15 protein-coding genes are annotated in these 20,290 nt (G+C 44.7%); 6 read left to right on the top strand and 9 right to left on the bottom strand.

All coding sequences use genetic code 11. The features are described from left to right. Positions 1-101 precede the first annotated feature (101 nt). From vmeQ to R7Q09_RS07005, 5 genes are all read right to left on the bottom strand, one after another. Positions 102-3,242 carry an efflux RND transporter permease subunit VmeQ gene (vmeQ, locus tag R7Q09_RS07025; RefSeq protein WP_318070706.1) on the bottom strand — a complete coding sequence of 1,047 codons (3,141 nt, stop codon included), beginning with the start codon at positions 3,240-3,242 and terminating at the stop codon, positions 102-104. A 10-nt stretch (positions 3,243-3,252) separates the two neighbouring features. Further along, positions 3,253-4,395: an efflux RND transporter periplasmic adaptor subunit VmeP gene (vmeP, locus tag R7Q09_RS07020; RefSeq protein WP_017635246.1), complete on the bottom strand. Its 1,143-nt coding sequence runs from the start codon at positions 4,393-4,395 to the stop codon at positions 3,253-3,255. Between the two features lie 90 nt (positions 4,396-4,485). Next, complete coding sequence (locus R7Q09_RS07015) at positions 4,486-5,277, bottom strand: hypothetical protein (RefSeq protein WP_258515293.1); 792 nt, start codon at positions 5,275-5,277, stop codon at positions 4,486-4,488. A 528-nt stretch (positions 5,278-5,805) separates the two neighbouring features. Next, positions 5,806-7,965 carry a prolyl oligopeptidase family serine peptidase gene (locus tag R7Q09_RS07010; RefSeq protein WP_318070707.1) on the bottom strand — a complete coding sequence of 720 codons (2,160 nt, stop codon included), beginning with the start codon at positions 7,963-7,965 and terminating at the stop codon, positions 5,806-5,808. Between the two features lie 206 nt (positions 7,966-8,171). Then, entirely contained in the window at positions 8,172-9,743 is a 1,572-nt protein-coding gene (locus R7Q09_RS07005) for an ATP-binding cassette domain-containing protein (protein WP_062730925.1), read from the bottom strand. Between the two features lie 445 nt (positions 9,744-10,188). On the opposite strand from R7Q09_RS07005, the gene R7Q09_RS07000 reads away from it, so the two are divergent. The 3 genes from R7Q09_RS07000 (at position 10,189) to R7Q09_RS06990 (ending at position 13,359) form a co-directional block, all read left to right on the top strand. Next, positions 10,189-10,614: a universal stress protein gene (locus R7Q09_RS07000; protein WP_005375398.1), complete on the top strand. Its 426-nt coding sequence runs from the start codon at positions 10,189-10,191 to the stop codon at positions 10,612-10,614. 166 nt (positions 10,615-10,780) lie between these two features. Next, on the top strand, positions 10,781-11,398 hold the full coding sequence (locus tag R7Q09_RS06995) for an NAD(P)H-dependent oxidoreductase (RefSeq protein ID WP_206953534.1): 618 nt from the start codon (positions 10,781-10,783) through the stop codon (positions 11,396-11,398). Continuing rightward, on the top strand, positions 11,395-13,359 hold the full coding sequence (locus R7Q09_RS06990; protein ID WP_318070708.1) for a monovalent cation:proton antiporter-2 (CPA2) family protein: 1,965 nt from the start codon (positions 11,395-11,397) through the stop codon (positions 13,357-13,359). The genes R7Q09_RS06995 and R7Q09_RS06990 overlap by 4 nt, the downstream gene beginning before the upstream one ends. 92 nt (positions 13,360-13,451) lie before the next feature. Here R7Q09_RS06990 and R7Q09_RS06985 read toward each other — a convergent pair whose 3' ends face one another. Beyond that, positions 13,452-13,745, bottom strand: a complete 294-nt coding sequence (locus tag R7Q09_RS06985) for a hypothetical protein (protein WP_005375389.1) — start codon at positions 13,743-13,745, stop codon at positions 13,452-13,454. A 245-nt stretch (positions 13,746-13,990) separates the two neighbouring features. On the opposite strand from R7Q09_RS06985, the gene R7Q09_RS06980 reads away from it, so the two are divergent. Next, positions 13,991-14,284, top strand: a complete 294-nt coding sequence (locus R7Q09_RS06980; protein ID WP_005375388.1) for an ArsR/SmtB family transcription factor — start codon at positions 13,991-13,993, stop codon at positions 14,282-14,284. Between the two features lie 108 nt (positions 14,285-14,392). On the opposite strand, the gene R7Q09_RS06975 is transcribed toward R7Q09_RS06980, so the two are convergent. Beyond that, positions 14,393-15,742, bottom strand: coding sequence for an alpha-amylase family protein (locus R7Q09_RS06975; RefSeq protein ID WP_318070709.1), 1,350 nt, complete (start codon positions 15,740-15,742; stop codon positions 14,393-14,395). A gap of 520 nt (positions 15,743-16,262) precedes the next feature. Between R7Q09_RS06975 and R7Q09_RS06970 the strand changes: the two genes are divergently transcribed. Together R7Q09_RS06970 and R7Q09_RS06965 are read left to right on the top strand one after the other, a co-directional pair. Next, the gene (locus R7Q09_RS06970; RefSeq protein WP_258474248.1) at positions 16,263-16,619 is read left to right on the top strand and encodes a MerR family transcriptional regulator; all 357 of its coding nucleotides are present in this window, start codon (positions 16,263-16,265) and stop codon (positions 16,617-16,619) included. Between the two features lie 58 nt (positions 16,620-16,677). Beyond that, positions 16,678-17,055 carry a carboxymuconolactone decarboxylase family protein gene (locus R7Q09_RS06965; RefSeq protein WP_005375385.1) on the top strand — a complete coding sequence of 126 codons (378 nt, stop codon included), beginning with the start codon at positions 16,678-16,680 and terminating at the stop codon, positions 17,053-17,055. Positions 17,056-17,132: 77 nt separating this feature from the next. Here R7Q09_RS06965 and R7Q09_RS06960 read toward each other — a convergent pair whose 3' ends face one another. Further along, a complete protein-coding gene (locus tag R7Q09_RS06960) occupies positions 17,133-17,363 on the bottom strand; it encodes a PAS factor family protein (RefSeq protein WP_005375384.1) in 231 nt (76 codons plus the stop codon). 282 nt (positions 17,364-17,645) lie between these two features. Continuing rightward, positions 17,646-20,072, bottom strand: coding sequence for a M9 family metallopeptidase (locus R7Q09_RS06955; RefSeq protein ID WP_318070710.1), 2,427 nt, complete (start codon positions 20,070-20,072; stop codon positions 17,646-17,648). Positions 20,073-20,290 lie beyond the last annotated feature (218 nt).

Below are 20,290 nucleotides of genomic sequence, written 5' to 3'. Positions count from 1 at the left end.
AGGGGAACCCACGCTGCGACGGTGGTTGTATATCAATGAAAGGCATTGGCCAATCGCACACAGCGTGGGGGTGTTGTGGAGTCAGTCAGTTGAAATCAGCGTTATTGCTCGCTCACCTCAAGTTCAGTGGGTTTCTTTCGCTTAAACTTCTCGCGCAGAGATTGCATCATCACGAAGAACACTGGCGTCAGTAACGTGCCAACAAACGTAGAGAGAATCATGCCGCCGAATACCGCAAAGCCCAGTGAGTGACGAGATGCCGCACCGGCACCCGATGCAATCACCAACGGGAATACCCCCCAGATGAAGGCGAATGCGGTCATCTGTACTGCTCGGAAACGGATTCGAGCAGCTTCTTTGGCAGCATCAATGATGGATAAGCCCTTTTCTTCTCGCAGAACTTTGGCAAATTCCACGATAAGAATCGCCACTTTGGCGGACATACCGATCAAGATGACCACACCAATCTGCACATACAAATCGAACGGTTGTCCCACCAGCAGTAGCGTGCCCATTGCGCCGAGAATCGCGACTGGAACCGCCATCATTACCGCAGCAGGAATGGTCCAACTTTCGTACTGAGCCACCAAGAACAAGTAGGTGAACAGCAAAGACAATGCGAACGCGATTGGTGCCATGTTGCCTGCTTTCATCTCTTGGTAAGTCATGCCTGACCACTCGTACGAGTAACCACTTGGCAAAGATTCCGCAGCCAGTTTTTCAATGGCTTTTACAACATCACCCGAGCTGTAACCTGGCGCTGGCGCACCGTTCACGGTTGCAGAACTGAACATGTTGTAGTTCGACAAGGTATCAGGGCCGAAGATCGGCTTCACTTTCACTAGCGTTGCCAGTGACACCATTTTTCCAGAGCTAGAACGAACAAACAGATGGTCGATGTCGTCGATGTTGTCACGATATTGCTCTTCTGCTTGCACTTTCACTTGGTACGAACGACCAAACAAGTTGAAGTCAGAAATGTAGGCACCGCCCAACTGCGCTTGCAGTGTGCTGAAGATTTCATTCAACGGTACGCCCATCGAAATCGCTTTATCGCGGTCAATATCGATGTAACGTTGCGGAATGTTGGCACGGAAAATCGAGAACGCACGCGCCACTTCAGGCAGTTGGTTGATTTGGGCAACAAAATCAGCGGTTGTTTTTGCCAACTCTTGTGGAGAACGGCCCAAGTTGTCTTGCAGCACAAGGTTGAAACCATCTACCGCACCCATACCTTTGATTGCCGGCGTCGCGAAAACGAACGAAGCGGCATCTGGCGTTGAGTTCAGCATTTGGTTAACTTTATTCATCAATGCGCGTTGGTGTAGCTCAGGGTCTTTACGTTTGCTCCAGTTATCCAGTTTGATGATCAACATGCCCGAGTTTGGAATCGACGCCATGTTAATTACCGAGAAGCCCGCAACCGAAACCACGTTCTCCACACCTTCCATCTGTTTTAGTTCATCAACGTACTTCTTCATTAATGGTGCAGTACGCTGCAATGCTGCTGCGTCTGGTAACCGCATTTCGACCATGAACACGCCTTTATCTTCGTTCGGTACGAAAGAAGAAGGTACGGTCATGAACGCAAACGCCAGCACCGCAATAAGCGCGCCATACACACCGATACTCAGCACAATACGACGGCTCAAGAAGCCAACTAAACCTTGGTATTTGCGCGTTATTGCTTCAAAACCTCGATTAAACGCACGCAAAGGCGCAATAGGTTGCGAGTGAGTTGATTTCAACATCAACGCACAAAGCGCTGGCGTTAACGTTAATGCGTTGATCGCAGAGATCAGCACCGACACACAGATGGTGACTGCGAACTGGTTGAACATTCGACCGGAAATACCCGGCAATAGCGCAACCGGTACGAATACCGCCAACAAAATAAGCGTTGTTGCCAATACTGGCCCCGTCACTTCTTTCATAGCTTGGATCGTGGCCGGAATCGAGTCTAAATGCTCTTCATGGATAACCCGCTCCACGTTCTCTACCACGATGATCGCATCGTCCACCACGATACCGATGGCGAGGATCAAGCCAAACAACGAGATGGTGTTAATGGTCATGCCCATCACGCCCATGATTGCGAAAGTCGCAATGATGGAAACCGGAATCGCTAAGGTTGGAATGATGGTCGCTCGCCAGTTCTGCAAGAAAACGTACACAACGAAGGTGACAAGAAGTACCGCAATCACCAGCGTCTCGTACACTTCATCAATCGATGTCTCTACGTATTCGGTAGAGTCATACGCGATGTCATAGACCAAATCATCTGGGAACGATTTCTCGTACTCTTTCATGGCCTCTTTCACCCGCTCCATCACGTCTAGCGCATTCGCTGTCGGCAACTGGTACAAGGCCAGAACGGCGGCTGGTTCGTTATTCATACGACCATCAGCTTCGTAACCTTGTGCGCCAACTTCGACACGAGCCACATCTTTCAAGCGAATCAGAGAACCTTTCTTGCTCGCACGGATGATGATGTTCTCGAACTCTTCCGCAGAAGTAAGGCGGCCTTTGGTTTGCAAAACATATTGATATTGCTGATCACCCGGAGCTGGCATACCACCGATCTTACCCGCCGCCACTTGGATGTTTTGCGTTTTAATTGCGCCAATAACATCGCTAGCAGAAAGCTTCAAGGTAGCCAGTTTATTTGGGTTCAACCAAATACGCATTGAGTAGTCTTTCTTACCCAGCAGCGTAATGTCACTCATACCTTCGATACGTTTTAGACGCTCGACAATATTGAGATCCGCGTAGTTAGAAAGGTAGATACTGTCGTGAGACTGTTTCGGAGAACGCAGTGTGATAACGCCCAGCATGTCGGAAGATTTCTTCTTAACCGTCACACCGATTTGGTTTACTTCTTGTGGTAGAGATGACGTCGCCTGTGCCACCAAGTTGTTCACACGAACCTGCGCCATATCGCCACCTGCGCCCACTCGGAAGTAGATACGCAGTGTGTATGAGCCATCGTTACCAATCACAGAAGACATGTAAATCATGTCTTCAACGCCGTTGACTTTGGCTTCTATCGGTTGTGCTACGGTCTTTTTAACCACGTCCGCGTTTGCACCCGGATACATGGTACTCACCGTAATTACCGTTGGGGAGATTTGAGGATACTCAGAAATTGGCAAGACTTTCAGGGCGATCATACCCATCAATGTCATCGCCAGTGAGATCACCAAAGCAAACTTCGGCCGGTGAATGAAAAATTTACTTAACATCAGTACTCACTCAGCCTTGTTCACTCTGTAGCTCAACGTCTTTCACCGTTGCACCCGGACGCACTTTTTGTAGACCATTGACGATGACTTTTTCGTTAGCCGCCAAACCAGTCAGCACAGCACGTTTCACACCGTAGGTCTGACCGAGTTCAACGTTACGACGTGACACCACGTGATCATCACCAACCACCATGACGTAGTCACCCGCTTGGTCTTGCTGAACAGCCGCCGATGGGATAAGCAAACCATCAATGGTTTTGTTGCGCAGCTTGATGGTCAAGTTGCCATATTCACCCGGCATAAGCGCGTAAGTTGGATTATCGAATTGTGCTTCTGCTCGAATTGAGCCTGTTTCTAAATCGATCTTATTGCCAACGGCGTAGATCTTGCCATCAAGCGGATACAATGAACCGTCTGAAAGCGTCAGTGTTAAATCAACATCCAGTTTGTCATCGTTACGATGAGCCACATCAATGGCACTTCTTACTCGGCGGTAGAGCTTCTCATCCACATCAAAGCCAAAGCGAATTGGGTCTACTTGAGTGATCGAAACAAGAGGAACGAGTTGAATTTTCGAAATACGGTCACCCACTCGGAAGTTGCTGAAACCCACGCGACCAGAGAAAGGAGCACGCACAGAGCTAAATTCAAGATCGAGCCTTGCTGAAACCAGCGTCGCCTTCGCCTCTTCTACCGAAGCAATCGCTGCGGCTTGCGCGGCAATGGCGTCATCGTATTGCTGCTCACTGATGCTTTTATCTTTGATGAGTTTCTTCACACGTTCTGCATCACGCGTAGTTTGAACGAGTTGCGCTTTTGCTTTTTGCAACGACGCTTTTGCATACGCCAGTGCCGCTTTGTAAGGACGGTCGTCGATTTCAAACAACAATTGGCCTTTTTCGACCATATCGCCATCTTTAAAATGAATCGCGGTTAATTCGCCACCGACTCGCGGCATAATATCAACGTCATTTACCGCTTCAGTTCGACCGATAAAAGTATGATAAGGAGTGATTTTTGTTTCGGTTAGGGTAACGGTTTCAACAGAGGGTGCTTGGGCTGTTTTCGTTGCGATATCGCCAGTTTTGCATCCTGATAGTAATGCAGAAGATATAGCAATAGATACCAACGCAAATTTATATTTGGCTTTCATGATAAACCTACTTTATTTAGAAAGTGCCCTAGCCTAAATATTTAAATATATGGATAAACACACTTTCTATTCTGGAAATAAACGAGGGAGTTAGAATTGGTAGTTAAATTCGATACGGTGATCACCATCACCGAAATTAACGTGCTCATTCCAGTTTGCAAAGTAACGAATATTTGCGCGAGGATTAATTTGATAAGACAACGCAAACTCATGAGTCAAGATATTATCTTCACCCGCGTAATAAGTATCTTTATATTGACTAGACCCTGACAACGTATGCATATACATTGGGTTGTAGTTAATCCAGATTTTATCGGTTAATTCAATTTTTGAGTACATACCCACAACAGTGAAAGTACCTGGAATTTCATAACCTTTGTCATCACCACTAAAATCATTAGCAATAGTGACACCCGCACCAGCTAAAGGAAATAGCTGCAACATACCAAACTTAGGTAGACCTTGAATAAAGCTATAAGATGCATCTAATTTATCGTTATCAACGTCGTAGTTTACATCTAATTGACGGCCTAGACCTTTTGCGACTTCTACTTGGAAATTACGTAGTCGGAAAGAGTCAATGCTGTCATCAACGTTGGCATATGTTGGATCGTCATTGTCGCGAATGCCAAATAGCTCACCACCAATGCCTTTCATTTCAATGATGTTCATCGCCATGGTACCAGGCTGGCTAGATTGGTAAGTTTGACCGATTTTGATGTTCGCGCCTTTATCAGTAATACCAAAGCCAGCTTGGGTGTATACCGCAAGTGGGTCAGACATATCTTGTAGTTCTTCGTTATTGTTTGTCTGCGCATAGGCAGAAGACGCGAGTTGTAGGGCTGCAACCATAATGGCAACAGACGGTTTCACTAAATTCATAAAACTGTATCCATTTTAATGATTATAAAATTATTCACGTCATGAGGTCATCATAAATAGCAAGCAACACAACTCGCTTTGGATAACATAAATTATCAAAGCAAATTCAATAATGACGAAACATTCGACGTTTTAATTAAAATAAAATAAAGCATCGTAAAAGTTCAATCACCGCTACTTATATCTTATATAACTTGAAATTTGGTTATACCAATGAAGAAGGAAATATTAAAAATTATGAAAATGAAATTATCATTAGAACAAATGATTAATTAATTTTACCATATAAATAGAGAGTGCAATGGATTTAGGTGATCGCGATCAATGTTTCATTTCGATCGTACAACACTCTTCAGATTAATTAGAATATTACAATAATGTAAAAAACCTTAGTTTGATTAGCCTAGCATCAGATTAGAATAGTAGGCCTATAATAAATAAAAAGGGAATCACTCTCTGTGATTCCCTTTTATTATCGAGCGATAAAGCGCCGATGCGTTTCGATAACTAAAACGCAAACAATTCGCACTATTGCAGTTTCTCTATTCCCATATTGAACAGTGCAAAACTATAAATATCTGCATTTGTCTCAATTATTTTACGCGTTGGTGTGCCTGCACCATGTCCTGCATTGGTTTCGATGCGAATTAAGATCGGATTTGAACCCGCTTGCTTCGATTGCAACTCAGCTGCAAATTTGTATGAGTGAGCAGGAACAACACGGTCATCATGATCACCGGTTGTAATCAATGTTGCTGGGTATTCCACCCCTGCTTTTACATTGTGCACCGGCGAATAACTTTTCAGATATTGGAACATCTCTTTACTTTGCTCTGCCGTGCCGTAGTCATACGCCCAACCAGCACCTGCGGTAAAAGTATGGTAACGCAGCATATCCAGTACGCCGACTGCTGGCAGCGCCACTTTAAACAGCTCTGGACGTTGCGTCATAACGGCCCCTACTAACAAGCCACCATTCGAACCACCGTTAATGGCTAACTTGTTTGATGACGTTACCTCTTCATCAATTAGGAATTCAGCCGCAGCAATAAAGTCATCAAACACATTTTGCTTTTGCATTTGAATGCCAGCGTTGTGCCATTCTTTGCCATATTCCCCACCACCACGAATGTTCGCTACCGCGTAAACACCACCAAGCTCTAACCAAGCCGCACGTGTCGGGCTAAAAGATGGCGTGAGGCTAATGTTGAAACCGCCATAACCATATAGGATGGTTGGTGCACTGCCGTCCATCGGTGTCCCTTTCTTATAGGTGATGATCATCGGCACTTTTGTTCCGTCTTTTGAGGTGTAAAACACCTGGCGAGATTCATACAAAGCAGGATCAAATGGCGCTTTAGATTTGTAGTACACCTCGCTATCACCATCTTTGATGTTCAGACAATAGGTAGTGCTTGGCATCTTGTAGTTGGTGAAAGAGTAGTAGACTTCGGTTTCTTCTTTTTTCCCCGAGAAACCGTATGCGCTGCCAATATCAGGCAATTTGATTTCTCGGATGAGTTTGCCGTTCATGTCGTATTGCTTCACCATCGAGATCGCATCAACAATATAGCTCGCAAACAAATTGCCACCCGCGGTAGAAACACGTAACACGTTCTTTGTTTCAGGAATCACATCTTTCCAGTTTTTGGGCTGCGGCTGACTTGCATCCACCGTCACGACGCGTTTGTTCGGCGCATTAAGGTTCGTAACCAAGTACAGTTTCGTGCCTTGGTTGTCTATCACCCAAGTATCAGAACTGGTGTTATCTAAAATGGTTTTCAGCGGGCTATTTGGCTTACTCAGGTCTTTAAAGAACAGTTTGTTGCCCGACGTCGATACGCTGGCTGAGATAAACAAGTAGCGTTCATCTTCCGACGTGTAACCCCCAACGTAGCGATACTTTTCGTCCTTTACACCACCGAAAATTAATTGGTCTTCACTTTGTTTCGTCCCTAGCTTATGAAAGTAGAGCTTGTGTTGGCCTGTCTTCGCGGAAAGTTCACTCCCTTTTGGCTTGTCATAACTTGAGTAATAGAAGCCTTGATTGCCGAGCCAACTGATGCCACTGAACTTAATATCCACCAGCGTTTCGCCGACGGGCTTTTTGGTTTCTGTGTCTAACACAATGACTTTGCGCCAATCGCTACCGCCTTCCGAAATGCTGTATGCAACCAAAGAACCATCACGTGAAAAGCTCACTCCCGCTAACGATGTGGTGCCATCTTCACTAAAAGTATTTGGATCGAGGAAAATTTCTGCTTCGCCATCACCTAACTGCCGATAAAGCACATCTTGGTTTTGTAGCCCGTCATTTTTGTAGAAATAAGTGAACTTACCCTCTTTGAACGGTTGGCTTTGCTTTTCGTAGTCCATGAGCTTAGTGATGCGCTCTTCAATCTGCTCGCGGTAAGGGATTTTCGACAGATAATCAAACGTCACTGCATTTTGTGCCTTCACCCATTCTGCGGTTTCTGGGCTGAGATCGTCTTCCAACCAGCGATAAGGATCACTCACTTTTGTACCAAAGTAGTCATCGACAACATCCACTTTTTGTGTGGTTGGATACGTGATGGTTTTCGGGGTTACCTGTTCAACCGACGATTGCGCCGCTTCATTTGCATACGCCACAGACAACACACTTCCGAGTGCGAGAGCCGTTGTGAGTGCTAGGGTGTTCTTTTTCATGAAATTCCTTTTTATTTTTCTGTTGTCTTTTTGTGCAATACATCAGAACTCTACTATATATCGACAAAATGAATCTAATTTCATTAAACGAGTTGTGAAAGCCATCCTAACTCCCTCATTTCCTTCCAGTTCTACAAACTAGTAAGTGGAAGTGTAGAACTTGGGAACAATACTGAAGAGCCACGATGGCGTTTACTCTCTTTCGTCTAAGTCAGCTCGATTTGGCGCAAAACCCCAGACTCAGAAGCGAAATCTTGGTCGTGACTAATCAGAACAAATCCACCTTTGTATACATTTAACGCCTGACTAAGCATTATTTTTGACTCGAGGTCGAGATGGTTATCTGGTTCATCAAGCAGCAGCAAAGGCTGAGAATTTTGGTGGCTGACTATCAGCATCGCGAGCTTCATCTTCTCGCCACCGCTCAGTAGGCGCCCCAATCGAAACACTGCATCTCGACGAAAACCGATCCCGGCCAATAAGGTCCTCGCTTCACTTTCCGTCATCTCTTGGCAGCTCTCCATTACGTTCTCAAGTAACGAAAGATTTGGATTCACTGCACCAAAATGTTGGTCGAGATAATACAAAGGCGTATTCACTTGCAACTCACCACTCTGCAACGATAACTCGCCAAGCAACGTCTTTAACAAGGTTGATTTTCCGCAGCCATTTCTCCCTTTGAGATGGACTTTGTCGTTCGCAAAAATCTGCAACGTGATAGGCGTAGAATTCCCAAAAGGTAATATACCTTCTTGTATCGACAACACTTTTCGCGAACGGTTCGGATTATCTGTAAGATAAAGCTTTTGCGCCTTGAGTTGCTCATGTCGCGATTGCAACGCCTGTTCTTTGGCTTGTAAATGCGCTTGTCTGAGTTGCTCATTCTTATTGCGATTTGAAGCGCTGGCGGTCGCGCTATCCTTTTTTCCATCAAGCAAAATTTTGGGCTGACTGCCGTCTTTGCGCAGTTTGTTCCCTTGCGCGGCGCGTTGGTCTGCTTTTTCGCGATTTTTCTGGGCTTGCTCGGCTAACCGTTTTTTCTGTTTATCGACTTGCGCTAACTGCCTCTCGACCGCTTGCAGTTCAGTGCGTTTTTTCTCGGCGTACACATCGTAATTTCCACCAAAAGCCTGTAAACCTAGGCCCGAGAGTTCCCAAATTTCCTCCATCTCTCGCAACAGCTCACGATCGTGACTGATGAGTAAAATCGCGCCGCTGAAATGCGTCATAGACTCTATCAACCATTGTTTCGCCTCGGTATCGAGGTGATTGGATGGTTCATCGAGAATCAAAAGCTCCGTTTCGCTTTCAAATAACTGCCATAACTGCAAACGCGCCAACTGACCACCACTGAGCCGAGCACAAGAGAAATCAGGGTCTTGCGGCAAGCCCATCGCAGCGAGCTGCTGTTTGAGTTTTAATTCAATATCCCACTGCTCGCCAACCAGTTCGAACCAATGTTCAGAAACATCACCTTGTTCAATCTGCTTTAAAGCATGCAAGACCGCATCTTTGCCCAGAAACTGGGCGATCGATTGCTGACCTGAAAGCAGATCAGACGGCTGCTGGCGATACATCATGAAAGAAGAGGGAGCAGTCACAACACCGCTGGCAGGCTGAATTTCTCCCGCTAAAATGGAAGCCAAAAGCGACTTGCCAATGCCATTACGCCCAACCAAACCAACACGTCGTTTAGTCATGGAACAAGAAATAGACTGGAATAGCGTATCGCCATTATCAAACTGATGGCTAACATTAAAAGCTTGTAAAACTGGCATAATTTGCCTCCTGTATGACAGGGACAACAGCCGTAGCTATGATTTGAAATTGCAACAAAACGCGTGCACAAACGCATTAAGCTCTATGTAAAGCTCGACGATATACGTCAAATCAAAAAGTCGTCTTGTTGCAAAGAAATATCGGAAAGTGAGCTACGCCTACTAACCCTGCAGATCCAAAAAATAAGTAAAAATATGGATGACAGGTTTAGTTCTTCATGTTGGCGTAATCTCCTAGAGAAATGATGCGCAGAGTGTAGCGGCTTTTTTGTTCAAAAAGCAAGCTTTCTAACCAAATGTGAACAAAAAGAAAGTTTCACAGTAAGTTGTTATATCACATTAACTTTTCAACAAAGCTTTGAACAATTTCGAGATCTTAGCAACACAATTTTTATCCAAGCCATACTATGCTTAGGGTAAAGATAATCCACATAAGGGCGTGGTTATGAAATACAAACATATCCTTGTTGCACTCGAACTGTCAGATGAAAGCACCGTGCTTATCGACAGAGCGGTATCAATGGCAAACTATCTCGACTCCGATATCTCCTTTATTCATATTGATGGTACACACGGAGAAATCTATCGTGAGCTTGTAGACATTAAAGAAAACCCGGATCAAAGGCCGTTGAATGAGCATTCAATGGAATGTTTAAAAACATTTAGTGATTACATGGATTACCCACTTAAACATTTCTTCGTAGGTACTGGCGACTTGGCTGATAAATTAGAGGTCACCATTAAAGAGCAAGAAGTGGATCTTCTGATTTGTGGTCACCACCAAGATTTCTGGAGCAAGATTATTTCTTACTCCAGACACTTAATTAACAAGTCACCGGTGGATATTCTAGTCGTCCCTATTCATGATTAGTAAAACGTAACGCTTCCCAAAACCACCAATTTATTTGGTGGTTTTTTATTGATATTGAAACAGCTTAAACAGTTTACCAAACTAGCTTGGCGATCATTTATGAGTTACATTTTCTAACCAACCCGCGCTCCTACTGGGCATGGTTATTTAGATAGCAAGGATCCCTATGGCAAATAAAAAAGTACTCATTCTCTTTGCTCATCCTTCCCAGCATCGTTCAGAAGTGAATACTCCACTTTTCAAAGAAGCTCAAAAAATTGAAGGCGTGACATGTGTTGATCTCTATGGCGAATACCCTCGTTTCGATATTAATATCGACCGTGAGCAGCAACGCTTACGTGAGCATGACGTGGTGATTTTCCAATTCCCACTATATTGGTATTCAACGCCTGCGATTTTAAAAGAGTGGCAAGATCTGGTTTTGGAATATGGCTTTGCTTACGGTACAGGTGGCACAGCACTGCAAGGTAAGACCATGCTTTGTGTGCTGTCTGCTGGGGGTAAAGAAGAAGCTTATAAGGCAGAGGGCTACAACCACTTTACGATTCGTCAACTGCTTGCGCCTATTGAACAAATGTCCGCACTGACAGGCATGAACTACATTGCCCCTCTCGCGATGTTTGGCGCACGTACAGCAGATGAAGAAGGGCGAATCCCTCGTCATGTTGAGCGGTACAAGAGCCTGCTAACAGCTTTAGTCGAAGATAGGTTGGATGTTGAAGCTGCGGCGTCATTAATCAAGCTTAACAGCGCATTGCCAGAGCTCATTAAGGAGGCTTCATGACAGGGATATTCTTACAAGCCTTCGTATATTTGATTGCTGCTGTAATTGCAGTCCCACTTGCTAAGCGTTTGGGACTTGGGTCCGTTTTAGGCTATCTCATCGCAGGTGTGGTCATTGGCCCAATTATCGGTTTAGTCGGTGAAGAAACAACAACAATACAGCACTTTGCCGAGTTTGGCGTGGTGATGATGCTGTTTCTCGTTGGTTTAGAGCTCGAACCCAAAATGTTGTGGGCGATGCGCAATCGCTTAATGGGTTTAGGAGGTCTGCAAGTCGGTGGTACCGTCGCGGCGATTATGGGTATTGCCTTGTACTTTGACCAGCCTTGGACCATAGCCTTAGCCATAGGTTTGATCTTCGCCCTCTCTTCTACTGCGATTGTTTTGCAAACTTTTAGCGAAAAAGGATTAACGAAGACGGAAGGTGGACAAAACGCTTTCTCCGTGTTGCTTTTTCAAGATATTGCAGTGATACCAATGTTGGCGTTCATTCCTCTATTGGCCTTGCCTGAATTAATTGAACAGGCACAGTCCGCGGCTCAAACAGCCGCAGCGCACCATGAAGAATTAAGCCTCGTTGCGGGGTTGCCAGGCTGGGCATACGGCATCGTAATCACAGCATCGATTGCAATCGTCGTCGTTGGTGGACACTTTTTAAGTCGACCTCTGCTCAATTATGTGGCTAGCTCTGGTTTGCGAGAAATCTTTACCGCAACTGCACTCATGCTTGTCATTGGTATCGCTGCACTGATGAGTTTAGTGGGCTTATCTCCTGCCTTAGGAACCTTCTTGGCTGGCGTTGTATTGGCGAACAGTGAATTCCGCCACGAGTTAGAATCCAATATCGAACCATTTAAAGGCCTATTGTTAGGTCTGTTCTTTATTACCGTTGGCGCAGGGATCAACTTCTCGGTCCTTTTTGGTGATTTCTGGTTGGTCATGGCATTGACCATTGGCGTGATGGTTTTGAAAGCCTTGGTGCTGTTTATTCTTGCACTGATATTTAGGGTGAAAGGCAGCAACCGCTGGCTGTTTACCCTAAGCTTGGCTCAAGCAGGTGAATTCGGCTTTGTGCTTCTAAGCTTTTCAGTGCAAAACCACGTCATCCCATTTGAACTCTCACAAACTCTTGCGTTAGTGGTTGCGATTTCGATGTTCCTGACACCAGGTTTGTTTATTCTTTTTGATAGAGTGATTCTGCCGCGCTTTGAAAGCCAGTCAAATGAACGCGAAAGCGATACGATTGAGGAAACAGGCACGGTGATCATCGCCGGCATCGGCCGCTTTGGACAAATAGTGAATCGCCTATTGGTATCAAACGGCGTGACTACCGTGGTACTTGACCATCAATCTGACCAAGTCGATAACATGCGCCAGATTGGCACTCGCGCCTATTTTGGCGACGCGACTCGACCAGATATGCTACATACAGCCGGCATTGAGCACGCCGCTGCGTTGGTTGTGGCGATTGATAACCAAGAATCGAGTGTAGAACTGGTGAAGTACGTTAAGCACACGTACCCAAAAGTAACAGTGATTGCACGTGCCTTTGACCGTGGACATGGCTATCTTTTGCGTCAAGCGGGAGCTGATATTATTGAATCAGAGACCTACCATTCTGCATTGGAGATGGGCGGTCACACAATGAAAGCACTTGGCATTCACCCCTTCTTTGTTGAACAACAGAAGGCGACATATAAGCGTGTTGAAGCACGTAAGTCAGAAATACTCTACAAAGCTTGGGAAGATGATTCTGAAGGTGAACGCTATGACAACAATTTCCGACAACTGTTTATTCAGTTAGAGGAGAAAATGGCGGAAGAGATGCAAAAAGATCGTCATGACAAACTATCGCGGTCAGAACGAGGTTGGACACCGCCACCTAAAGGTTACGCCGATGACTTTAATGAAGATAACGTCCAAGAGCTAATACCACCAAGAGAAGAGCTTATCCAACGATAACGCACTCCATATTAAAAACCTCCCGCTTGGGAGGTTTTTATTTTTTCAGTACAGAGCCACACGCCGTGCAGGATAAAATGATCTTCTCGATATTACATAAGATCATTCATTAAAATCTCATACTCTTCGTTTGCTTCTTCCACTAAATGAGAAAGCTCTAACGCATCAGTAACTGCAAGATTGAACTGCCACGGAGTTGTGTCTTCTTTACCACAGATTCGAGTTTCACACCCACGACTCTCAAAAGACAAATCATCAAATTCTGTGGTGTGGCGCTCTTGAAGTTCAACAATCTCAACTTCTAATTTACCGACAGGATTGACTTTAACGTGGGCATGTAACTCCGAACTGTTAGACAAACAATAATCTCTATGAACCGCAATCATGGCCGCCTCCTTGGTCTGCCAACTGACAACTCAACATTGAGTGTAGACGAGGGATTTTGAACGTGGCGTGAAATAATAATGAAGATTGATCTGTCTCATTAGAACAGACAATTGTTGTCATGAAGGCATTAGCCAGCATGAATCTCATCTGATTTAAATTGTTCTGAGATCGTAATAGTTGGCATTTACCGAGACTTTCCCTATTATCGAAACAAAATTACTGTGGTCATTCTTTAGAGGTCAGTATGGAGCTTGAAGCCGTTGCTAAAGCACTAAAAGAGTTAGGGCATCCGACTCGTTTAAGTATTTACAAAGAAGTCGTCAAAGCGGGATACAAAGGTATCGCGGTAGGCGGCGTACAAGAAAAGCTTGGCATTCCAGCATCCACTCTCTCTCATCATATCTCGAGCCTTGCTTCAGCTGGTCTTCTCACCCAGCGCCGCGAGGGTAGAACCCTTTTTTGTGTTGCAGAGTATCAGTGCTTAGATGACGTAATTGGTTTTTTAAAAGCAGAATGTTGCGTTAACGAGTGCTCATAAATTTCTAGCAAAAACGAGAGAGTTTGAGTTTCTATTGAACTTCAGCAGAACGTGAATGACGATGAAAAACATACACACCGAAGTTGCTAACCTCGGTGTGTACATCTTCTAGTTCGCGACGAGTAACATTGACGACTTAGATGGTACGATTAACTTACCGTCAGTTGGAATGATTTGTTCTGTCATCAAATCAACCCAATTACCATCGATTTTTAATGTCAAAGACTGTTGACGCTGTGATTTATTAAGCACCACAATACCTTTGTCACCTCGCTTAAGTACGAGCATGTCATCGTTACCTTCAAGAACACTCATCGGCTCGCCATGCGTCATATTATGGAACTGGATCATTTTTGCCATTCTCGGATCGCTCCATGCACCTTGCCATCTTGGCTGACCATTTTTACCTTTAATACCGCTGGTGTTTAAGTCGGTATAAATCAACGGCACACCACCATCTCGGCCTAGAATATAGGCATAAGCTAACCATTCGTTTTCCTCGTCCATGATGAGATCAAGAAAGACATCATTGTTAGGAATATCATGTGTGATAGCAAATGTAATCGCACGACCGGGGGACAGAGCCTGACCAAAACAATAGGGATCAATCAGAGACTTGAAGCTGCCCTTTTTAGCAAACGCCTTAAACATGGTTGAGAACAAAGGGAAATCGTACGCACCTAGGCGAGTTTCCTGTAGATACGGCTCAAGAAACAGCTGATACTCTTCTTCCGTCGCACCGCCATCGGTAATAATTTCACCAAATATATGCACATCCCGCGTGATGTCGTCTGTCCAAACACGCTTAAGATGCTCTAACGTCATGTGTTTCGCAGCGTCAATACGAAAACCTTTCACACCAATAGCTTTCAGCGCCGTTAGGTACGCTCGCTGCTGTTCAACTACATGGTCACAAACACGAAGAGTTGGCAAGCCAGGATCGGTTGGCCCACCTGTGATACGTCCGTTTTGAACCTGCCACTTATCTTTCCAGTCTTTGATGCCGAATGCTTCAACAAAGTCCTCTTCATCAAAAAGTGGTTGAGATAGATCGCCAAACAACGCTAGCGACTGATATTTCTGTTTGTCGTTCTGGTATTCCTCCAAGACCTCTTGTCTTGGGTACTGAAGGTCTCTGCGAAGGTGGGCCTCATTTGCCATATGGTTAAACACTACGTCGGCATAAACCCACACACCAACTTGCTCCAGTTCACGAACCATATGAATAAAATCTTTGGTATCACCCAAGGCATTATCGATAACACGATAATCTTGTGGTTGATAACGCTGCCACCAGCGCTCATCGTGTGCGCTTTTCATTGGTGGCGAAACCAACACAGAGCCATAACCAAGCTCGCGGATTTCTTTTGCTCGTTGGGCAATGTCAGCATACTTCCAATCAAACGCATGTAAGATAACGTTTGCACCGAATGATTGTGTTTCCTGTGAGCCACTCATGTTGTTCTCCTGCTCGTTTCCACTCACGATTACTTGTTTGCATTTTTTTGTGAGTGAATTCAATAATCGAAATTATAAAAGCTATTCATCAGAGGCACTCACCCTTTTAGCACTAACTCAAGGCTGAAATCGAAGGCGTAGCGACTCATCCATTGCACAGCGATAAATCGTTCTGAGTGAATAACGGGCACACAACATACACCCCAAACAGCCCAACAAAACACTAAGTCATTGTTTTGTCTAACAAAAATTTCAATTGAAAAAGATAAAATATAAGACCTACGTACGCCCTAAAATAGGCCCAAAGGATAAAAATAGCCAAGCCAACCCGTTTAGTAATCAATGGTTAATAAAACGAAACTGGCAGATGGATCACGTTTGGCGCGTTTCAAAAAACCAGTAAATCACCATACCTAGCGTTAAAAGACTAAAGATTTCTGTTTGTATCTGTCCCGAAATGACTTCAAAATGCGAAACTTAGCTTATCTCTATGGGGTATGCTCTACCTTGGAGGATAATAATGAATATCAAAGAATTTTCTGACTTCGTCGGGCTATCTGCTCATACACTTCGATACTATGAAAAAATCGGTTTACTTAAACATGTCCATAGAAACGCGAGTGGACATCGAATGTATAGTTCGAAAGATCTAAACTGGATAAGCTTTGTTAAGCGTTTAAAAGAAACTGCAATGCCACTTGAAGAGATTCTAGAGTATGCCAAATTAAGGGAAGTCGGCTCTCAATCTGTACCACAACGTCAAGCCCTGTTAGAACAACACCAAGAAAACCTCAAACGCCACATTGAGCAACAGAAAAAACACTTATCGGCTCTAGAAGAAAAAATTGCCTTGTATAAAAGCGGAAAAGTTCGTTGACTTAGAGTTAACTCTAACGATTAAGGTGTGTTTACGTTTATTCACTAGGAACATACCGATGGAACAATCACGCTTTAACAAAGGATTAGAACTACTCTCTCAAATTGATGGCGACGCTGGTCATAATGTCATCGAAACCTTACAAGATATTTGTCCAGATTTAGCTCAGTACACCATTGAGTATCCGTTTGGCGATATTTATGCTCGCCCGGGCTTAGACCTAAAATCGAGAGAAATCGCAACCGTCGCCGCGCTAACGGCAATGGGGAATTGCGCGCCGCAACTAAAAGTGCACTTAAATGCAGCGCTGAATGTAGGCTGTAGCGAGGATGAGATTAAAGAGATCATTTTGCAGATGTCCGTCTACGCAGGTTTTCCCGCGGCATTAAACGGCATGTTTGCATTCAAAGAAGTGCTAGCGGAAAGAGCAGAGTAATAACAACGTTGAAATCAATTTAACCGCAATTAAAAACGGCCCTTGGGGATCGGGCCGTGATTAAAACAACGAGTGAATTAGCGCTCAGGAGTTTCAAGCAGTTTAACCGCGCAATCTACCGCGTTGTTAATGCCTTGACTGCTCTCCAACTTGCCTGAACTTGCAGGACCAAGGGCACAAGAATACAAAGCCAGCTGCTTATCGAACGGCAGATCCAACTGTTCATAGAGATTTTGTCGGATTCTTGCATGTTGTTCTGGTTCTTGGTTAGCAAGGCTAATCAACGTTTCATAAATAAGCGTTTTCATGTCTTTCCCTTTTCACTTTATTGCACGGGGTGCATATATATTGTATCCATTTGGGAAGCACAAATCAGAAGCTAGGTCACAGAACGCGTCGCTAAAAAAGTTTATGTACTCGGTAAATTGCAATACAAACTTAAAGTCGTTTAGAAAAAGGGCAACTGATAACTCGATAGATCAGCCGATTAACTAGCATTCGCCGCTGTTTGTTTATAATCGTGTCCGATATAAACAAAAACGTCGCTGTATCAGCGACGTTTTATCTCGACTTTAGTTAATCGAATTTTTTTAGTTGAAGTGCACTAGCATTTCAACGTCATCGCCTTGCTCTGGAGCCTGAAGAGCGAAGTGCACGTACCCTGCTTCAGTAATAGGAATCGCAAGGTATTCATTGCTGCCTGCATAGTTGGACGCATACTCGTGCTGCTCTACTGTAGGCCAATGCTCCCTACTCGCGTATAGATCGACATTACCAGTTTGAGAGTGAGCCGTTAGCCATACACGAACCTCTTCAACACCTTCAGGCACATAAACTGCTGCATAACGCTGCTTGTGAACGGTAAGCATTTTGGCTTCACCAGACTCTAATACCACAGGTGCTAAATCATCTTGCACTTGGGTTGGCGGTGTTTGCGCTTCCACTTCTAACGCAGCCACAAGATTCACTGAGTCATAGCTATCACGTCCAGTTAAGCTGATGTAGTAACGACCCGCTTTAACGTAACCATCTTGCTCTGGTTCAAACACAATCTCTTCATTGCTGCCATCAGCATATTGACTCATTTCGAAATCATAGTAATGCGCGACTTTGTTGTAGCTCATGTAAAGATCCGCATCACCCGCACCCTCAATAGATACATTGAAGTTAACTGTGTTGGCTGGAACATCAACGTAGAACAGTTTTTCGCTGTATGCTTCGCCACTGAGCTGAAGGCTTTGGTTCGCCGTCAATTCAGTCACTTGTGCTTCAGGGCTTGTTGGTTCTGTTGGTTCTTCTGGGTCTGTACCAGGTTGCCCAGGTTCCACTTTTAATGTGTCCAACCAACGTTCAAACTCAGCATCGTATTGTTGACCTAAAGACGTCACCTGCTGTGCCCATTGTTCGAACTGGCCAGAGCGCGACAATGCCAACAAGCTTTCGACGTCTTGTGGATGATTTTCTAACATGAATCGAACAGCTAGATAACCCCAACGATAGATACGATTGGTATCGTGAGAGTACGTGGTATCAAACACAGTGGAAAGGCTCAGTTTACCATCTGCAATCAGCTCAATCGCAGCTTGGTAACCTTGCTTGTAATGCATGTATTCAGCAAAACCTTCTAGCCACCAAACAATATGACCATGAGCCAAGTTATCGCTGAACGAACCGTATTGGTTAAATCGTGCATCTAAATAGTGCGTGTATTCATGTTCTAGGTTCAAGATAGAGAGATCTTCACCATTCGCGTAGCGATAAGCGACGAAACGCGCAGTATTGTCCGCTTTTGAAGGGTCACCTTCTAGGTACTGACCACCGTTGTCCGTTGTATTACCAAATAGGAATGAAGAGTAATCAACGTAACTAGCGTTACTCGCGAATACCGCCACTTCAACACGATCATTCAAATCATCAGCGACAGGTTGATTACCCGTATTCGCAACTCGATGGAAGTCGGCTTCTTTTGCCGCTAACACTTCACACGCTTTCGCTGCTTGAGCATCGGTCAGATCTTCAGAGCGAATAATGGCAGGTCCCTGACATTCAAAACGATTTGGCATTACACGTGCAGCTAAATCTTGCTTGGCTTGCTCAATATTCAGACCATTTAGGCCTTCTGGTGCGTAGTAGCTCATCATTTCAACGGCAGCAAGCCATAGTTTGTCATGCTCACTACCCAGTGGATAACGCTGCATCACCTGTTGCATTACTGCCAATGCTTTGCGTTTGGTCTCCTGATCTGGGCTCGCGAGCAAACGACCAGTTTCACGTAATGCATTGAAAACGATAAAGCTTGCATCCGTATCTAATGCCCAAGCATTATCAGATGCGAATTTCACCAACGTATCAATATGGTGTGTATTGTTTGCCATGTATCGGTAGAACGCATCGTTCGCCGCATGGCCTGCCATAGAGCGGAACAAGTTGTTTAAACCATCGACCCATTGCGTGTCCTGCGCGGTTTCACGATTAAAGTGCATCAACGCGGCCATCATGCTATCCATGGTCAGCGGCAACTGCTTAACGTTATCAACCATCAAAGTCAGGCTCTTCATTGCACCAACTTGTTCACGACCTTGATCCAAAGCATGAGGGTTGTTTAGGAATAGGTTCGTCGACTGAGCAAAACGCTGACTCAACGCTTGCGAAAACTCAGGTGTTCCAGTACCAGCGTTGTAGCGAACGTAGTAGGCCGCTCGAATAAATTCGCCTAGGTTCTCTAGAATACGAGCTTGATCTGCTTCACCACGATAGCGAGCGATTTCTTGATCCAGCGCGACTTGGATACGGCTTAGGCTCGCTTCACTATAGATATCATTCAGCGTTTCTGAAGGTGCTGAAAACCAAGCGTGGTAGCAATCATACTCAGCACCAGAAACGGCAGTAGCCAGATCTCGCGATTGTTGTAAATCAGCAACAGCACACTGATTTTGTGCAAAAGAGAAGCCAGACACACTCGCTAGCATACAAGCAAGCGCCAAACGATGGCGCGGGAAAAAACGGATATGAGACATAACAACACTCATTGATTATTAACATACATTGAGTGGGGATTTATATTCTTTACAGCTCAAACAGTGAAATCAGTGTCATAAAATTTATGAAACCGCTCCCAAAAATAGGTCTTTTACTCTAATTAAATGGGAGCAATCCCACTCCCAAAAAACTCACAATTATCAATAAAAACATTAATTTACCTTTTTCTAAATAACGACTTTATGAGGAAAATTGC

Source organism: Vibrio sp. 2130-1 (assembly GCF_033339515.1).
This window is presented reverse-complemented; position numbering and strand designations above follow the sequence as displayed.